Source organism: Halorhodospira abdelmalekii (assembly GCF_016583625.1).
Taxonomy (GTDB): Bacteria; Pseudomonadota; Gammaproteobacteria; order Nitrococcales; family Halorhodospiraceae; genus Halorhodospira; species Halorhodospira abdelmalekii.
Genome location: NZ_NRRN01000037.1, coordinates 15309 through 31283, shown reverse-complemented (window position 1 = coordinate 31283; position 15975 = coordinate 15309). Strand labels below are relative to the sequence as shown.

Below are 15975 nucleotides of genomic sequence, written 5' to 3'. Positions count from 1 at the left end.
CTGCGAGCAGGGTCTCATCCGTGGGCTCTAAGAAGAGCGGTGTTTCGAGGTTGGCTGCGCCACTGAGCAGGCGGACGAACTGCTGCCCCTGTTCGCCGAGGCCGCTGAGGAGCGGGTTGCCGGCCTCCAGCAGCAGTGGATCGGTGGCCTCGGAGGTCTCCGTCTCCCACCGCTCGGCACCTCGAAGGTGGTCGTCACCCTCGCTGTTGCTTTCACTGCCACTGGTGATCGTGTCGTTGCCGTTGCCGTTGCCGTTGCCGTTGCCGTTGCCGTCGCCGTCGTCGCAGCCGCAGCCGTTATGGTCACCAGCGTCGTCGCTGAAGTGTATTGCCGGGGGCTGGGTAGGCGGCTTAGCAGTGTGAGCCCGCAGCCACTGCGCGCGGCGACGCGCCTGCTGCTTCTCACTGACCAAGTCGCCCCAGTACTCATCGCTGGGATTGAGATAGAAAAGATGAAAGTCGATGCCGCTGCGCTCGGCCAGCGCCGCCATAAAGTCGAGCCACACCGGGGCGAGCGTATTGATGCCGAAGAGAAAGAGGCGCTGCGGCAGGGGCTGGGCCGGAGTCTCAATGCGCCCCTGTGCACGTTCGAGCAGACGCAGCGGGTGAGCAGCGTGCTCGGCGGTTAAGAGTCGCCACAGGGCCGCTTGCCAGTGCTGCTCGCGGCCGCGATCCCAATCGAAGATCCAGTCGGGGCGGTAGAGCTGATACTGCTCATAGAGATCGGCCAGTTGCTCGGCGAGCTGAAAACGGCGCAGCGCTTGCTGCCGCGCGCTCTGTTGCTGCCAGTAGCGGTTCGGTTCGGCGAAGGCGTCGTGATCGGTTACCGTCGGGCTCGCTAAGAGGCGGTAGAGTCGCCAGGTCAAGACCTCGCGCTGGTAGGGGGAGCTGACCGGCACCTCGTCATCGCCAAGCAGTGCGCGAATCAGCCGCCACATCTGATTCACCGGCAGCGGGTACTCGATGTTCATCGCGATGCGCCGCTGCGGATGCTCGGCTAGGCGCATGCTCAGCCAGTGTGCCATGCCCGGGTGCTGGACCATGATGATATCGGGCTGCAGGGGGGTATCCACCGGCATCGCCAGCAGGGTGGCGAGCGGGTCGATCAAGTGCTCAAGGCGATTGCCGGGGAGGGTGTGGATCACGACGACTCACCCTCGAGGATCTTGAGTATCGGAGCAATCGCCGGCGGCTGCTCTTCGCTCAGCGGTCCCGGCACCAGCAGGCCGCGGTGCGACGCCTCAAACAGCAGCGGCTTCGGCTGTCCTTCGAGCGGCAGGGAGTCGACCGGTACGACGCCATCGCCCAGCGTCCTGCCCGTCTCGCCCCACCACTCGATGACCTGCTCAACGACCCGCTGATCGCCGAGCTGTTCACCGAGTTCGGCTAAGCTTTCGCGCATCGCTGGGGTCGGCTCACTTAAGACTCCGCCGATGATGTAGACCGGGATCTGGTCGGGCCAGGTCCGGGCGTTGAGCTCGGCGAGGAATTGGCTATCCGGGCGCAAGTCGATCTTGGCGGCACCGGTCCCGTCGCGCAGACTGGCGAAGAGCGAGAAGCGCCGCTCGCGAATATCGGTGATCCACTCGCGCACCTCCAGCCAGGCCCGCAAACGCGCCCACTCTGAGCCGTGGTTGGGGGTGCCGACGAGGATAACCCGCTCTACTTCAGGGCCTTCGATCGGCGCCTGCAGCGCACCTTTAGAATCCTCTCCGGCGTCGTTTTGTTGTCTCTCTCCTGCAGCTGGTGTTCCTCCTATGGGCGTCTCTCTTCGTGCCTCTAGCCCTCTCTCCTCTCCTGCCTCTTTGGCGGTTGGATAGCGCCAGCGTGTGACGAAATCGCGGATGACCAGGCCGCCCATGCTGTGGCCGATCAAAGTCACCGGCTGATCGGTGTCGAGCTGCTGCCAGTGTTTGGCGAGCAGATCGGCACTGTGATCGATGGCATGATCGTTGGGATAGCGAAACTCCCAGCCGTTGTGTCCAGCCTCATCGAGGGCGTCGACGAGCGCATCCCAGATGCCGCCGGGTTCATCGAGCCCGTGCAACATGATGACGTCGGGGGGTGCCTCGGGCGGGTGTTCGGCAGAGCGAGGGATGAAACCGCGGAGTTCATCCGGCAATGCCATCTGTTCGGGGAACCACTCTTGCAGGCGTTCGTGTGCTTCGACGCGCAGCTCCCGCTCTTGCTCAGGGTGGTGTTCACTCCAGCTCAGCCAAGCGGCGAGCAGCAGCAGCGGCATGACCACGACGATGAGCAGTGCGAGTAGGCGCCGGGGGGAGAGCATCCTCCGATTGGGGCGCTGATTAGCGCGGACATTGGGGCGGACCGGCGGCATCGTAGGTTTCTCCACTGCTCATTGGGTGCGCATTGCGTCGGGTCGTTCTGCGTGTTCCACGGCGGTTCCGGTTCCGGCCTGGGGCCAGAAGATGGCGAACGTGGTGCCCCGGTTCGCCTCGGAGTGGCAGCGGATGTAGCCGCCAGCTTGGTGAACATAGCGCTCGACCAGTGCCAGACCGAGGCCGGTGCCTTCGGCGCGCGTGGTGGCAAACGGCTGAAACATCTGCGCCCGAAAGGACTCGGGGATGCCCGCGCCGTTGTCTGTGATCTCCAGCACTAGGGTGCCGTGCTCATCGACCTCGGCGACGATCGCAACCCGGCCGTGCGGGGTTGCGGCGGCGGCCTGGATGGCGTTGCGGACGAGGTTGGCGTAGACCACCCGCAGCCCCGAGGGGATGTTGACAAGGGTACTTGGCGCATCGAGGGTGAGTTCGACGCCGTTGCTCTTGGCGTTGGTGTGCAGCAACTCGGTCCAGCCCGCTAGTGCCTTGTCGAGGGCGCTGACCTGGCTGCTGCTGGAGGTGCCGGCGCCGAAGTCCATAAAGTCGTTGACCAGGTTGTGAATATGGTCGAGCGAGCGGAGGATCGCGGTGCGATCGTCGGCGGCGATCGGTGCCAGTTCGCAAAGCAGCTTAACCGGCAAGATATTGTTTTTAATCTCGTGGGCAAGTTCCGTGGACATCTCACCGAGCGTCGAGAGCGCTTGGAGTTTGGCAACGTGCTCTTTGAGCTGGCGATATTCAGTCAGATCGGTCAGCTTGATCACCACCTGCCCATCCTGCAACCGGTATGAGATCAGGGCAGGAAAGGTGCGGCCATTGATGGTGACCTCGTCCTCTAGGGTACCGCCGGATCGGTTCTGCGCCAAGCCGTTGTGAATGCGCAGCCAGAGCGGTTGCCCGATGATGGTGGCGATATGGGTACTGCTGCACTTAGGGACGGGGCAGCAGGCGCAGGAGGCGCCCATGGCGGCATTGCCGTGACGGATGGTGCCGTCGGTATCGGCGAGGACGACGATGTCATCGACGCTATCGAGCAGCCACTGTGAGCGGCTCAGGCGCTCTAAGGTGTGGATGAGCTGATCTTCGATCTCATCGAGTTCATCGGCTGGACCCTCAAGAGTAGAGGCCCGTGCGCATTGCTCCGGTGGCGGGGCCAATGGTTGGACACGGCTGGCTTGGTCGCGGCCGCGGCGCAGGATGTGCTGCAGGCTAGCGCGCCAGCGAAAGGCGGCCCAGGCGCCGAAGACGGCCGCCAGCAGAGAGGTCAGAGCGACTGTAACGAGTGCCGCCACCCGGATGGCGAAAAAGCCCTCGGCCAGCTCTTCAGAGTCGATCACACCGTGGCGGTAGGAGTCTTCGACCGCTTCGACTCGATCGGTAATGATCGAGCGGGCGAAGTGGTCGAAAGTGAGGGTGACAGGGACTGCAACCGCCAAGGTCAGCAGCAGGAAGGTCACGCTCAAGCGCACCGCAAGGCTGCGCGGGTAGCGCCACGTTACTCGGGTCATGCTCAGGTCATCGCTCACTGCCGTTGGTGTGCGGGTCGATGGGGTTGACGGGGTCGGTGGAGCTGGCGGAGCTGACCGGGTTAATGGGGGTGACAGGGGTAACCGGGCTGGCGTTATTGATAGGGCCGTCGGTATCGACGGGGTCGGCAGAATGGTCCGGTTCGATGGTGCGCAGTTTAGCGCGCAGGGTGTTGCGCGAGATCCCCAGCGCATCGGCAACCCGACTTTTATTGCCCGAGTAGAAGGAGAGGGCACGGGTCAGCGCCCGCTGTTCGAGCTGCTGAAGCAGCGCGCTTAGTCTGCCCTGCTCAAGGGCGTGATCAATCAGCTGATCGATGGCCTGATCCGCGCTGGGAGCAGAGGAAGAGTGACGGTCGCCGCTCGGTGCGCCGCCGCTGATCAATTCCAGCTGTTCGATCACCCCGCGCTGCTGCCTGGCTGCCGTGCGGTAGATGGTATTCTTGAGTTCGCGCACGTTACCGGCCCACGGGTGCCCGTAGGCTTGCGTCAGCGCCTGATCACTGATCCCTTCCAGCTCAAGTCCGAGCTCCTGATTGGCTTGTCTTATGAAGAGATCGATGAGGCTTGGGAGGTCTTCGAGGCGCTGGCGCAACGGCGGAATCTCGATCGGAATCTGGGCGAGGCGAAAGTAGAGATCGCTGCGGAAGACCTCGCGTGACCGCTCCTCTGGCTGGCCGAGGAGGTCGCGGTTGGTGGCGGCGATGATGCGCACATCGGCTTGCCGTGGTGTGGTCTCGCCGAGTCGATAAAAGCACTTGTCTTCGAGAAAGCGCAGCAGCTTCGCCTGGAAGCTCGCTGGCATATCGCCGATCTCGTCAAGAAAGAGCGTGCCGCCGCGAGCGGCCTCGATCTTTCCGCTCGAGGCGTGCGTAGCGCCGGTAAAGGCCCCAGAGGTGTGGCCAAAGAGCTCGGTCTCGAACAGATTCTCCGGGATGGCGGTGCAATTGATGGCGATGAACGGCTGCTGCGCCCGTGCCGAGTGGCGGTGAATCAGTTCGGCTGAGACCTCCTTGCCAACCCCGGTCTCGCCGGTGAGCAGAACATTGAGCGTGTTGTTGGCGGCGATGCCGAGCCCCTTGAAGACCTCCATCATGGCCGAGGAGGTGCCGAGTACGCTGTGGGCCTCGTGGTTGATGGTCGTTGGTGGGCTTTGTGGCCGTGCTGCCTGCCTGAGGGCTTCACGGGCGGCGTTGATCAGTGCCTCGGCGTCGATCGGTTTGGCGAGCACCTGGATCGCACCGTGCTTACTCGCCTCAATGACGTTATCCGGAAAGGTGTGGGCTGAGAGGATGATCGCCGGCGTGGTGCAGCCGTCGCTGCGCAGTTGTTGCAGGAGCTCCAGCCCATTGGCGTGTTCGAGGCGGATATCGACGATCAGCGCATCGGCCTGATCCAGTAGCTCGTATGCCTGCTGCGGGGTGGCCGCGCTCAGCGTCTCTAGGCCGTGGCTTTCGAGCAAGCGGCGCACGGCGTACACGACCTCACGGTGGTCGTCGATGACCAGGATGCAGCCTTTCATGGATTCGGTGGTTCCTACTTCCTCAACGCACATCATTTTACCAGTGCCGAGCAAGAGCTGCCCAGTTAGCGGTAAGGTGACCTTCGAGTGCCCTCGGCGGTCGTGGTGCCACGCCACCGACAGCGCCAGCACCAGCGGCACGCCATACGCCGGAAGGATGCGGCGCCCCTCCTAGAGCGGCGTGCTTCGTGGTACGATCGCCGCCTTATCCCGTTTTGTGAGAGTGATCTGCTATGACCGACGCGCAGCCACGGGTCGGCGTCGTAATGGGTAGCCGTTCCGACTGGGAGACCCTTGCGCAGGCCGCCGCTGTTTTGCGAGAGTTCGAAGTACCGCACGAATGCCGGGTGGTCTCGGCCCATCGCACCCCGCGCCTGCTGACCGAGTACGCTGATCAGGCCCAGGGGCGAGGGCTGCGGGCGATCATCGCCGGGGCGGGCGGGGCCGCTCACCTGCCGGGGATGCTGGCCGCCCACACGACGGTACCGGTGCTGGGGGTGCCGGTGGAGTCGAAGGCCCTCAACGGCCTCGATTCGTTGCTCTCCATCGTGCAGATGCCGGCCGGGGTGCCGGTCGCGACCTTTGCCATCGGTGCGGCCGGGGCGCGCAACGCGGCTCTTTTCGCCGTCTCCCTGCTCGCTGCCGAGGCGCCGCGCTATCAGCAAGCGTTGGCGGCGTTCCGCGAAGAGCAGGCGGAGCGTGTCTATAACGAGGAGCTATCGTGAAGACCTCGCCGATCCTCCCCGGTGTTGCCGATATCGGTATCTTGGGCGGCGGCCAGCTCGGACGCATGTTGGCACTTGCTGCCCGCCGTTCCGGTTATCGAGTGCAAGTGCTAGCGACCGAACGCGGCAGCCCGGCCGGGCAGGTGGCCGACTGCCCCTACGGCTCGGAGTTCTATCCGCAGCTGCTCGAGACTTTCGCCAAGGGGGTCGGCGTACTGACCTACGAGTTCGAGAATCTGCCGATCGAGGCGGTCGAGGCGGCCGCTGAGATCACCCCGGTGCGACCATCGCCGCGGGCGCTGCGCATCACCCAAAATCGGGTGCTCGAGAAGCGTTTCTTGCAGGAGCAGGGGCTGCCGACGGCGGCCTTTGAAGCGGTCGGTTCGTGCGACGAGGCCGAACAGGCGGTGACCCGGATCGGTCGACCGGTGGTCCTCAAGAGTGCCGGCATGGGTTACGACGGCAAGGGGCAGATGGTCATCAAGGGCGACGATGTGGTCGCGACCGCGTGGTCGGCACTGGGTGCGACCGATGCCGTCGTCGAGGAGCGGATCGACTTGGCGATGGAGGTCTCGGTGGTGGCGGCACGCGGCATCGATGGCGATTTCGTCCACTACGGCGTCATCGAGAACCTGCACCGCAACCATATCCTTGATCTTTCCGTTGCCGTTGCCGATATTGCCCCGCACGTGATCGAGCAGGCGGTCGAGATCACGCGTACGGTGGGCGAGGGGCTCGATATGGTCGGCACCTTCTGTGTCGAGTTCTTCATCGATCAGCGCGGCCGCTTGCTGGTTAACGAGATCGCCCCGCGCCCGCACAACTCCGGTCACTTGACGATCGAGGCGGCGACGCTGTCGCAGTTCGATCAGCAGCTGCGGGCCGTCTGCGGCCTGCCGCTGGGCGAGACGCGGCTGCACGCCCCAGCAGCGATGGTCAACCTGCTGGGTGACGTCTGGGCGGCCGGACCGCCGCCGTGGGCCGAGGCCTTCAGCGACCCAGGGGCGACGCTCCACCTCTACGGCAAAAACGACCCGCGGCCGGGGCGCAAGATGGGGCATATCACGGTGATCGGTGAGAGCCGTGAAGATGCTGCCCTGCGGGCCTTGGCGATCCGTCAGCGGCTGGCGCCGCACCTACAGGTCGACTGAGCAATGTGGTTTCGGAATCTTCTCTTCTATCGGCTCCGGGAGCCGGTCGCCTACGATCCGGAGGCTGCCGAGCAGCGTCTGGCGAATCTGCACTTTACCCCGTGCGGGGCGTTTGAGGCGCAGCGCAGTGGCTTCGTGCCGCCGCTCGGTCCGCAAGCGCCCCTGGTCCACGCCGCCGCCGGCTGTCTCCTCTTGTTGCTGCAGGAGGAGTCGAAACTCCTGCCGGCAACCGTCGTGCGCGAGGCGCTCGCTGAGCGAGTAACGGCGCTTGAGGCCGCTGAGCACCGTAAGGTGCGCAAGCGTGAGCGCGAGCGCATGCGCGATGAAGTCGTCGCCGATCTGCTCCCGCGGGCCTTTAGTCGCCATAAGCGCATCTGGGGCTATATCGACACCGAGGCCGGCTTCTTGGTCGTCGATGCCGGCTCCGAAAAACAAGCCGAGCACTTCATCGAGCAGCTGCGCGAGGCGTGGGGTGATCTGCAGCTCGCGCCACCGCAGACCGAGCTTGCCCCGGGGACGGTGATGACGCGCTGGTTGGCGCAGCGCCAGACCCCCTCTGACGTCGAACTCGGCGAGGAGGCGGTGCTCGAAGATCCAAGCGCCGAGGGTGGCGAGGTGCGGCTGAAGCGGCAAGATCTGACCAGCGCCGAGATCCAAGCGCATATCGAGGCTGGGAAGCGGGTGCGCGCCTTGGCCCTGACCTGGGGCGAGCGCCTAAGCGGCGTGCTCGATGGTGAGCTGGCGCTGCGGCGGTTGAAGTTTCTTGAGCTGATCCGGGAGCAGGCCGGCGATCGTGACCCCGAGAGCGAAGCCGAGCGTCTTGATGCCGACTTCGTTCTGATGGCACTTGAGGTGCGCGGGCTGTTGCCGCGGCTGCTCGAGTGGTTCGGCGGTGAGCAGCAGCGGGCTCGACCCGACGCCGGGTAGCCGTTCGTTCGCTATAGGACCGGATGTAAGCGAATCGATGGGGCCGGATTGACGGACTAGATCGACAGGACCGGATCTATAGAAGCGGCTCGACCTCTTCCCAGAGCAGCTCCAGGATCAGCGGCTGTGCTTGCGTGCTCGGATGGATGCCGTCGGCCTGCATCATGCCGTCGCGGTTCCAGATATCTTCCAACAGAAAGGGCAGCAACGGCACATCGTGGGCCTCGGCCAAATCGCGGTAGACCGCCTCGAACTGCTGCGTGTAGGCCGGGCCGTAGTTCGGTGGGATGCGGATGCCGATCAGCAAGACCGCGCTCTCGGTAGCTTCGATCGCCTCAAGCATCTGCTCAAGGTTGCTGCGAATCTGCGTCGGCGGCCGGCCCCGCAGACCGTCGTTGCCGCCGAGTTGCAGTAGGGTTAGGGTCGGTTCAACGCGCTCGAGCGCGTCGGGCAGACGGCGCAAGCCGCCACCGGTCGTCTCCCCGCTGCGGCTGACGTTAACGACCCGATGCGGGTATCCTGACGCCTCAAGGCGCTCGGCTAGGAGCGCCGGCCAGCTCTTCTCCTGAGCCATGCCGTAGGCCGCTGAGAGCGAGTCACCGAAAATCAACACGATCGGGGCCGAGTCGGCCGCTGTGGCGTTTTCGCCGCGCTCGGCGGCTGCGGCGTTGCTCGCCAGGGCCAGGACGATGACCAGACCGGCGATCAGGCGGAACGAGTGCCAAAGAGGGAGACGGATAGTAACCATGATGCAAGACTCCGATGCAGTGACTGCCTCTTCATCAGGTGCTTCACCAGGTGATGCTGCCGCTTCACCCGATGCGCCGCCGGTGCTGCGCGCCCGCCAACTCGGGATGCGGTACGCCGGCCCCGAGGGGGCGGTCACGCTCTTCACCGGCCTCGATCTTACCATCGCCGCCGGTGAGAGTGTCGCCATCCTCGGGGCGTCGGGGTCGGGGAAATCGACCCTGCTCGGGCTGCTTGCCGGACTGGAGCAGCCGAGCGAGGGGCAGATCTGGCTCGCCGATGCCGAGCTGACCGCGCTCGATGAAGACGGCCGCGCAGCGGTGCGCGGTTCGGTGCTCGGTTTCATCTTTCAAGCCTTCCACCTGCTGCCCGGTCTGACCGCGGTCGAGAACGTTCGCTTAGCCTTAGAGCTGACCGGGGGCGGGCGGGGGAGTGCCGCGGCCGCGCAGCACGCCCTCGAGCGCGTTGGCCTCGGTGGGCGCTTGCGGCATACGCCGGAGCGCCTCTCCGGCGGCGAGCAGCAACGGGTCGCGATCGCCCGAGCGATTGTCACCGCGCCGCAGGTGGTGATGGCCGATGAGCCGACCGGGAATCTCGACGATGCCACCGGCAAAGAGATCATCGACCTGCTCTTTACCCTCAACCACGAGCAGGGGACGACGCTGGTGATCGTGACCCACGATCCACGGGTCGCCGAGCGCTGCCAGCGCGTCTGCCACTTCCGCGATGGAGGGTTGCACGAGTGAGGGAGGGTGCGGCAGAGGCGTCGGCGAGCAACGGCGGGCCTCAGGCCAACGGCGGGCCTCACCCGGGTCGTAACCCAGGGCGTAGTCCTGGTCCTGGCCATGCCCCTGGCCGTGCCTCGGGGCGAGTGCTACTGCTCGCCCGGCTGGCACTGCGCCTGCTCTTCCACGATCTGCGCGCGGGGCGTTTGGGGATCTTGGCCGCGGCGCTGGTGGTGACGGTCGCTGCGGTAAGCGCGGTCGGCTGGGTGACCGAACGGGCCGGGGCGGTCGCGACCGGACAGGCCAGCGAGCTGATTGCCGCCGATCGGCTGGTGCGTAGCAGCGAACCGATCCCGGCCGCATGGCGGCAGGCCGCGATCGACTTCGGCCTTGAGGCGGCGCGGATCGTCGAGTTTCCGAGTGTCATCAGCGTCGGCGGACGCAGTCAGTTAGCGGCGATCAAAGCCGTTGAGGCCGGCTACCCGCTGCGTGGTGAGTTGCGCACCGCTGAGCAGCCGGGAGGGCGTGATGAGGTCGCGCCGGCGCAGCTGCCGAGCGATGCGGTCTGGGTCGAGCCGCGACTGCTGGCGCTGCTCGATGCCGAGATCGGCGCCGAGCTGACCCTCGGCGAGCTCGACTTGCCGATCACCCGCGTGGTCACCGCCGAGCCCGATCGGGCGCAGCTCTTCGGCGCCCTCGGCCCGCGGGTCTTGATCGACTGGGAAGTGATGCAGGAGAGCGGCCTGGTCGTAGCGGGCTCACAGGTGCGCTACTCACTGCTGCTCGCCGGCGACGAGGCGGCGCTGAACGCCTTCACCGACGCGCTTAAAGCGCAAGCCGAGCAAGTCGAGCAAGCCGAGCAGGTCGAGCAGTCAATCGAGATCCGCCGCGGTGGCGAGGGACAGCCAGGGGTCGAGGCGATCCTGAACCAAGCCGAGCGCTTTCTCGGCTTGGCGGCGCTGCTGACCGTCATCGTCGCCGCCGCCGCCGTGCTCTTGACGGCTCGCCACTACGCCGCAGCACAGCTCGATCGCAGCGCGATGATGCGGGTGCTGGGGGCGCGGCAGCGCGATATCGTCGCGGTCCAGACGGCCGTCTTGCTGCTGCTGACCCTCGGCGCCGCTCTGCTCGGGCTGCTGCTCGGGTTTGCGCTGCAGGCGGTGATGGTGGCGCTGCTCGGCGAGGTGCTGCCGCCCCAGCTGCCGCCCCCAGGGCTAGGTCCGGCGCTGAGCGGGCTCGGGCTCGGCTTGGTTGCGGTTCTTGGCTTCGCCCTGCCGAGTGTCGTCCGCTTGCGCCATGTCCCGCCGCTGCGGGTGCTGCGCCGCACCGCCGGCACCGATACGCTGCGCACCGTGGTGCCGTATACGGTCGCCGGCAGCGTCCTGATCGGCCTGCTCATCGTGCAGGCCGGCGAGTTGCGGGTGGCTGCCGTCGTTTTGGGAGCGCTGCTGCTGGCCCTCGGCGCCTTAGCGGTGAGTGCGGCGTTGCTCCTCTATGCGCTACGAACGGCGCGGCGCCTCGGGGTTGGGCAGTGGTGGTGGCTGACCGGCGCGGTGCGGCGTCCTGGGGCAACGCTGGTGCAGATCGTGGCCGTCGGCCTAGGGCTGATGGCGCTGCTGCTGCTGAGTGTCGTCCACGACGATCTGCTCGACGCCTGGCAAGCGAATATCCCCGCCGACGCCCCCGATACTTTCCTCATTGATGTGCCGCCGGGCGAGGTCGAGGCGCTGCAGGAATTTTTGGGCAGTGAGCTCGATCGCTCCGTCGAGTTCTATCCGATCGTGCGCGGGCGTCTGCAGGCGATCGCCGGCGGGTCGGTCCGCCCGGACGATTTCGAGCGCTCGCGGACGCAGCAGATGGTGGCACGCGATATCAACTTAACGTGGTCGGCGCGCCTGCCGGCCGATAACGAGATCGTCGCTGGACGCTGGTGGGCGGAGGCGAGCGATAGCGCGGGGGAGGCGAACGACCAAGCTGGTGCTGATGTCGCCGCTGCGAGCTCAGCGACGGGGAACGCTGCTGAGTGGTCGCTGGAGGAGGGCTTTGCCGAGCGAATCGGTGCCGTGGTTGGCGATGAGTTGACCTTCCAGATCGACGGCGAGCCGGTGACCGGCACCGTGACCTCACTGCGGGCACTGCGCTGGGATCGCTTTCAGCCGAATTTCTTCGTGATCGCTGCCCCTGGGCTACTCGATGGCTACCATCCTGAGTACATCACCAGTTTCTATTTGGGCGACGAGGCCGACCGGTTGCTGCCGGAGCTCGGGCAGCGCTTCCCAGCGGTGACGCCGATCGACGTCGGAGCGCTGATTGCAACCGCCCGCGAGATGATTGCGCAGGGAACGCGCGTCGTCGAGGTGATCGCCGCCTTGACGCTGCTCGCCGGGGTGCTCGTGCTGCTCGCCGCACTGCGCACTGCTGCCGCTGAGCGGCGTTTCGAGGCGGCGTTGCTGCGTGCCCTCGGCGCCTCACACTGGCAGATCGAAGGGCGGGTGGTGGCCGAGCTGGCGCTGATCGGGACGATCGCTGGGTCCCTTGCCGGAGCGGGCGCCGCCGCCGGCGGCTACGCCGTGGCGCACTTCCTGTTTGAGTTCGACTACGCCGGAGCCGGCCGGCTGATCCCCTTTGCGGCCGTGCTCGGCTGCCTGCTGGTGGCGGGTACCGGCTGGCTCGGGGTGCGCCGCGACTGCCGGACCCGCCCGCTGACGCTGCTGCGCAGCGCCGAGTAGCGTAACCGGTCTGTCGACAACCGGCGGCCTACCGGTAAGACGTGCCGCTTGCCTACCAGTGAAAACCAAGGCGGCTGGCGACCTGATACTCCGAGCTGGCGTAGGCTATCCCGAGGTCGAAATAGCGCCCTAGGCCGAAGCCACCGTGGAGGGTCGTCGGGTAGGGGCCGGAGAGGTCGGTGCGCAGGCCCAGCCGCAGCGGCAGGAACGAGATAAAGCGCAGCTCACTGCCGAGGGCTAGGTAGCGGCTCTCTTCGTCGAAGCCACGGGCAATAGGGCCGCGCCCAATCAGGTCAAGATCGGCGCCGAACATCATGTTTCCGCGGTCCCACGCTACACCACTGCGCACGATGCGCGGGATGTTAACGCGGTTGTCCAACCTAGTCGTAAAGCTATGATCGAGAAGGTTATGGATGGCCAGGCCGGCGGTCAGCTTAGAGCCGGTCAGCTCCCACTGCATCGCGGCCCCGAGGTCGAAATCGAAGTCGCTATGGCTGCGCACACCACGATCGAGGGAGAAGTCGTCATCCTCAGCGGTGATTGAGTAGTCGAAGGTCTCGACGCCGAGCCAGCGCGGGGTGACGCCGTAGGAGAGGCGCTGTCCCCCGACCGCGAAGCCGTGGCCGATAGAGGCGCCGAACTGCTGCACCAAGAGGCCGCGGGCCAGGAGTTGGGAGTGGAGGTCTTCCCGCTCCGGGGTCTCGACCTCGATCTCGATGATGACGCCTTGATCGCCTACTTTGAAATTTCGGATGCTAATCCGCTCCAGAGCTCCCCGAAAGACGTTGATATCTTGGAAACGCGGGTCCCAAGGGTTGTCGTACCAGTCCGTTAGTACACGCATGTCCTCGTTGTACTCGTTAAGCATGATGCTGTCGCGGTCGTCGAGCTCGACCTGGAAGCCGCCGAGTGCTTGGACTCCGCCCTGGACGGAGAAGCCGATACCGGCTAGGCCCGTGGCTAGGGTGCCGGTAGCGAAGAGTTCGGCTTCGGCCGGTCGGCCGTCGGTGTTCTCCAGGGCCGAGACGAACTGTTCGGAGGCGCTAAGGCCGCGGTCCATGCGGTGAAAAGCGTCGTCGATTTCGTATGCGTTGATATTGCCTACAGCAGCCCTGGAAAAGAGGGGCGCCTGCTCTAGCTCTCTCACCCGCCGATCAAGGCTATTGGCCGCATCCGCCAGATCCTGCACCGCACCGATCAGATCATCGCGATCGCTCAGACGTAGGCCGCCGGCGGGCAAGTCGACGTAGCCGCGCTGCTCCCGGTAGGGGGCATCAAGCAGGGCGGGGTTGTAGCGATGGGCCTGGGCCGGGGTGGCGCTGGCGGTGCCGATGCCCCCCATGCCCATGGCGCGCGGGTCGGAGAAGGCGCTGACTGGCGTCCAGTGAAGAGTCAGCAGTAAGCCGACAGAGCCGAGCAGGGCGCTTCGCAGCAGGGACGGGTGCGACGGAGTCGACGACAGCGTCATGGTAGAATCCTCGGGTTGTTCGGTTGTTCGGTTGTTCGGTTGTTCGGTTGTTCGGTCGCTTGATTGTTTCGGTGTCCGCCCGGCTCTAGAAGGCGACTCCCCGCTCTTTTAGGGGGCTGCTCGGGGGGTGATTGGTAAGGCGGTGACCGGCGCGGGCAGCACGGGCAAACAGTCGCCCGGCAAGAGGCCACACCTTACATGGGAGATTAGTCTAGATGTCTGCCGCATGTCGAGCGTGTGTGCTGTCGCAGCGGAGCGCTTGACAACCTGCCCGCTTACGCATGAAATGGTGCGGTGCGCAAAACCCCCAGCGCCCCGTACGCCTTACAAGCTTTGCAACCGAGAGAGAACGCCATGGTTTACTCCCTGATCACCGAACCCCAAGAGCGCGAGCGCCACGCCAACACCGCCGATCGGCTGGCCACAGCGGCCCTCGGGCGCTTCACGATGGGATTATCACCAGCGGCGCTGTCGCTATCGGTCATGGACTGGGCGATCCATCTCGCCGCCCACCCTGGTAAGCAGCGCGCGCTGGCCGATCAGGCGGTGCGCAGCCTCTTCCGCTATCAAACCTACGCGGTCAGTCGCTTGACCGGGACTTGCTCTGAGCCGTGCATTCAGCCTGCACCAGGGGATAAGCGGTTTGCCGCCGAGCAGTGGCAGCAGCTCCCTTACGACTTGCTCCATCAGGCATTTTTGCTTCAGCAAGAGTGGTGGGATGCAGCGACGCGGAACGTGCGCGGGGTCAAGACTGATAATGAGAACGTCGTCAACTTCCTCAGCCGCCAGGCGCTCGATCTCTACTCACCGGCGAACTATATCGCGACCAACCCCGAGATCCTTGAGCAGACCCTGCGCGAAGGGGGAGCCAATCTAGCGCGCGGCTGTGCCAACGCCCTCGAAGATGCCGAGCGTACGATCAGTGGTCGAGCGCCGGTCGGCGCAGAGAAGTGGCGCGTCGGCGAGAATCTGGCCTGCAGCCCGGGCAAGGTTGTCTATCGCAACCGGATCATGGAGCTGATCCAATACGAGCCGAACACCAAGACCGTCTACCCGGAGCCGATCTTGATTGTGCCGGCGTGGATCATGAAGTACTACATCCTCGATCTGCGCCCGGGTAAGTCGCTGGTCGAATACCTAGTCGAGAAGGGCCACACCGTCTTCGCCATCTCGTGGAAAAACCCCGGGGCTGAAGATCGCGATCTGGGCATGGACAACTATCGCCGCGAGGGCATCATGGATGCGCTCGATGCGATCAGTGCCATCGTCCCCGAGCGGCCCGTGCATCCGGTTGGTTACTGCCTCGGCGGCACCCTGTTGATGCTTGCGGCGGCGACCATGGCGCGCGACGGTGATCAGCGCTTCGCCTCGATGACGCTGCTCGCAGCGCAGGCCGACTTCTCGGAGCCGGGTGAGCTGGAGCTCTTTATCGATGAGAGTCAGGTCACCTTCCTCGAAGACATGATGTGGGAGAAGGGCTACCTCGACGGCAAGATGATGGCCGGCGCCTTTCAACTGCTGCGCTCCAACGATCTGATCTACTCGCGACTGATCCACGACTACCTGATGGGGCAGCGCAGCGACGTCATCGACCTGATGGCGTGGAACGCCGATACCACCCGCTTGCCCTATCGGATGCACAGCGAGTATCTGCGTCGGCTCTTTCTCAATAACGACTTTGTCGAGGATCGCTACGACGTCGGCGGACAGCCGATCCACGTCGGCGATATCCAGGTGCCGACCTTCGCCGTCGGTACCGAGAAGGATCACATCGCACCGTGGCGTTCGGTCTATAAGATCAACCGCTCGCTGCCGCGCGCCGATGTCACCTTTGCGCTGACCGCTGGTGGCCACAACGCCGGCATCGTCACCCCGCCCGATCACCCGCGGCGCACTTACCGAGTGTTGGCTCGGCAGGCGGCCGACCCCTACCTCTCTCCCGATCTCTTTCTCTCCCAGTCGGAGCAGAAGAAGGGGTCGTGGTGGCAAGAGTGGGAGACGTGGCTGCGGGAGCGTTCCAGCGCTCGCGTGGCGCCGCCGAGCCTAGGTGATATGGCGGCCGGCTATCCGGCCTTGGCTGACGCCCCGGGCACCTACGTGTTGCAGAAATAAGG

At 65.3% G+C, this 15975-nt stretch carries 12 protein-coding genes; 6 read left to right on the top strand and 6 right to left on the bottom strand.

The features are described 5' to 3' along the window. The 4 genes from CKO15_RS09710 to CKO15_RS09695 all read right to left on the bottom strand — a co-directional run. Nucleotides 1-1144: exodeoxyribonuclease V subunit gamma (locus tag CKO15_RS09710; RefSeq protein WP_200195568.1), on the bottom strand; the 1144-nt coding region annotated here is incomplete at its 3' end. Next, nucleotides 1141-2286 carry an esterase/lipase family protein gene (locus CKO15_RS09705; protein ID WP_200195578.1) on the bottom strand — a complete coding sequence of 382 codons (1146 nt, stop codon included), beginning with the start codon at nt 2284-2286 and terminating at the stop codon, nt 1141-1143. The genes CKO15_RS09710 and CKO15_RS09705, both read right to left, overlap by 4 nt. 69 nt (nt 2287-2355) lie before the next feature. Next, nucleotides 2356-3849: a two-component system sensor histidine kinase NtrB gene (locus CKO15_RS09700; RefSeq protein WP_200195566.1), complete on the bottom strand. Its 1494-nt coding sequence runs from the start codon at nt 3847-3849 to the stop codon at nt 2356-2358. Nucleotides 3850-3856: 7 nt separating this feature from the next. Continuing rightward, complete coding sequence (locus tag CKO15_RS09695; protein ID WP_200195564.1) at nt 3857-5389, bottom strand: sigma-54-dependent transcriptional regulator; 1533 nt, start codon at nt 5387-5389, stop codon at nt 3857-3859. Nucleotides 5390-5622: 233 nt separating this feature from the next. Between CKO15_RS09695 and purE the strand changes: the two genes are divergently transcribed. Genes purE through CKO15_RS09680 form a run of 3 tightly spaced genes read left to right on the top strand, consistent with a single transcriptional unit; the run spans nt 5623 to nt 8192 of the window. Continuing rightward, entirely contained in the window at nt 5623-6114 is a 492-nt protein-coding gene (purE, locus tag CKO15_RS09690) for a 5-(carboxyamino)imidazole ribonucleotide mutase (protein ID WP_200195562.1), read from the top strand. Beyond that, on the top strand, nt 6111-7265 hold the full coding sequence (locus CKO15_RS09685) for a 5-(carboxyamino)imidazole ribonucleotide synthase (RefSeq protein ID WP_338036041.1): 1155 nt from the start codon (nt 6111-6113) through the stop codon (nt 7263-7265). The genes purE and CKO15_RS09685 overlap by 4 nt, the downstream gene beginning before the upstream one ends. Nucleotides 7266-7268: 3 nt before the next feature. Continuing rightward, complete coding sequence (locus tag CKO15_RS09680; RefSeq protein ID WP_200195560.1) at nt 7269-8192, top strand: recombination-associated protein RdgC; 924 nt, start codon at nt 7269-7271, stop codon at nt 8190-8192. A 76-nt stretch (nt 8193-8268) separates the two neighbouring features. Here CKO15_RS09680 and CKO15_RS09675 read toward each other — a convergent pair whose 3' ends face one another. After that, nucleotides 8269-8940 carry an arylesterase gene (locus CKO15_RS09675; protein WP_200195558.1) on the bottom strand — a complete coding sequence of 224 codons (672 nt, stop codon included), beginning with the start codon at nt 8938-8940 and terminating at the stop codon, nt 8269-8271. A 106-nt stretch (nt 8941-9046) separates the two neighbouring features. On the opposite strand from CKO15_RS09675, the gene CKO15_RS09670 reads away from it, so the two are divergent. Beyond that, nucleotides 9047-9685: an ABC transporter ATP-binding protein gene (locus CKO15_RS09670; RefSeq protein WP_242464704.1), complete on the top strand. Its 639-nt coding sequence runs from the start codon at nt 9047-9049 to the stop codon at nt 9683-9685. Nucleotides 9686-9810: 125 nt separating this feature from the next. Then, nucleotides 9811-12393 (top strand): ABC transporter permease, encoded by a 2583-nt coding sequence (locus tag CKO15_RS09665; RefSeq protein WP_200195556.1) that lies wholly within the window; start codon nt 9811-9813, stop codon nt 12391-12393. Between the two features lie 52 nt (nt 12394-12445). Here CKO15_RS09665 and traF read toward each other — a convergent pair whose 3' ends face one another. Continuing rightward, nucleotides 12446-13861, bottom strand: coding sequence for a conjugal transfer protein TraF (gene traF / locus CKO15_RS09660; RefSeq protein ID WP_200195554.1), 1416 nt, complete (start codon nt 13859-13861; stop codon nt 12446-12448). Between the two features lie 354 nt (nt 13862-14215). Here traF and CKO15_RS09655 point away from each other — a divergent pair, with 354 nt between their 5' ends. After that, entirely contained in the window at nt 14216-15973 is a 1758-nt protein-coding gene (locus CKO15_RS09655; RefSeq protein WP_200195552.1) for a PHA/PHB synthase family protein, read from the top strand. Nucleotides 15974-15975 lie beyond the last annotated feature (2 nt).

What these genes read in the sequence shown, in the direction of transcription:
- CKO15_RS09705 (WP_200195578.1), bottom strand. Translation starts at nt 2,286, where the DNA reads ATGCTCTCCCCCCGGCGCCTACTCGCACTGCTCATCGTCGTGGTCATG.
- CKO15_RS09700 (WP_200195566.1), bottom strand. Translation starts at nt 3,849, where the DNA reads ATGACCCGAGTAACGTGGCGCTACCCGCGCAGCCTTGCGGTGCGCTTG.
- CKO15_RS09695 (WP_200195564.1), bottom strand. Translation starts at nt 5,389, where the DNA reads ATGAAAGGCTGCATCCTGGTCATCGACGACCACCGTGAGGTCGTGTAC.
- purE (WP_200195562.1), top strand. Translation starts at nt 5,623, where the DNA reads ATGACCGACGCGCAGCCACGGGTCGGCGTCGTAATGGGTAGCCGTTCC.
- CKO15_RS09680 (WP_200195560.1), top strand. Translation starts at nt 7,269, where the DNA reads ATGTGGTTTCGGAATCTTCTCTTCTATCGGCTCCGGGAGCCGGTCGCC.
- CKO15_RS09675 (WP_200195558.1), bottom strand. Translation starts at nt 8,940, where the DNA reads ATGGTTACTATCCGTCTCCCTCTTTGGCACTCGTTCCGCCTGATCGCC.
- CKO15_RS09670 (WP_242464704.1), top strand. Translation starts at nt 9,047, where the DNA reads ATGCGGTACGCCGGCCCCGAGGGGGCGGTCACGCTCTTCACCGGCCTC.
- traF (WP_200195554.1), bottom strand. Translation starts at nt 13,861, where the DNA reads ATGACGCTGTCGTCGACTCCGTCGCACCCGTCCCTGCTGCGAAGCGCC.
- CKO15_RS09655 (WP_200195552.1), top strand. Translation starts at nt 14,216, where the DNA reads ATGGTTTACTCCCTGATCACCGAACCCCAAGAGCGCGAGCGCCACGCC.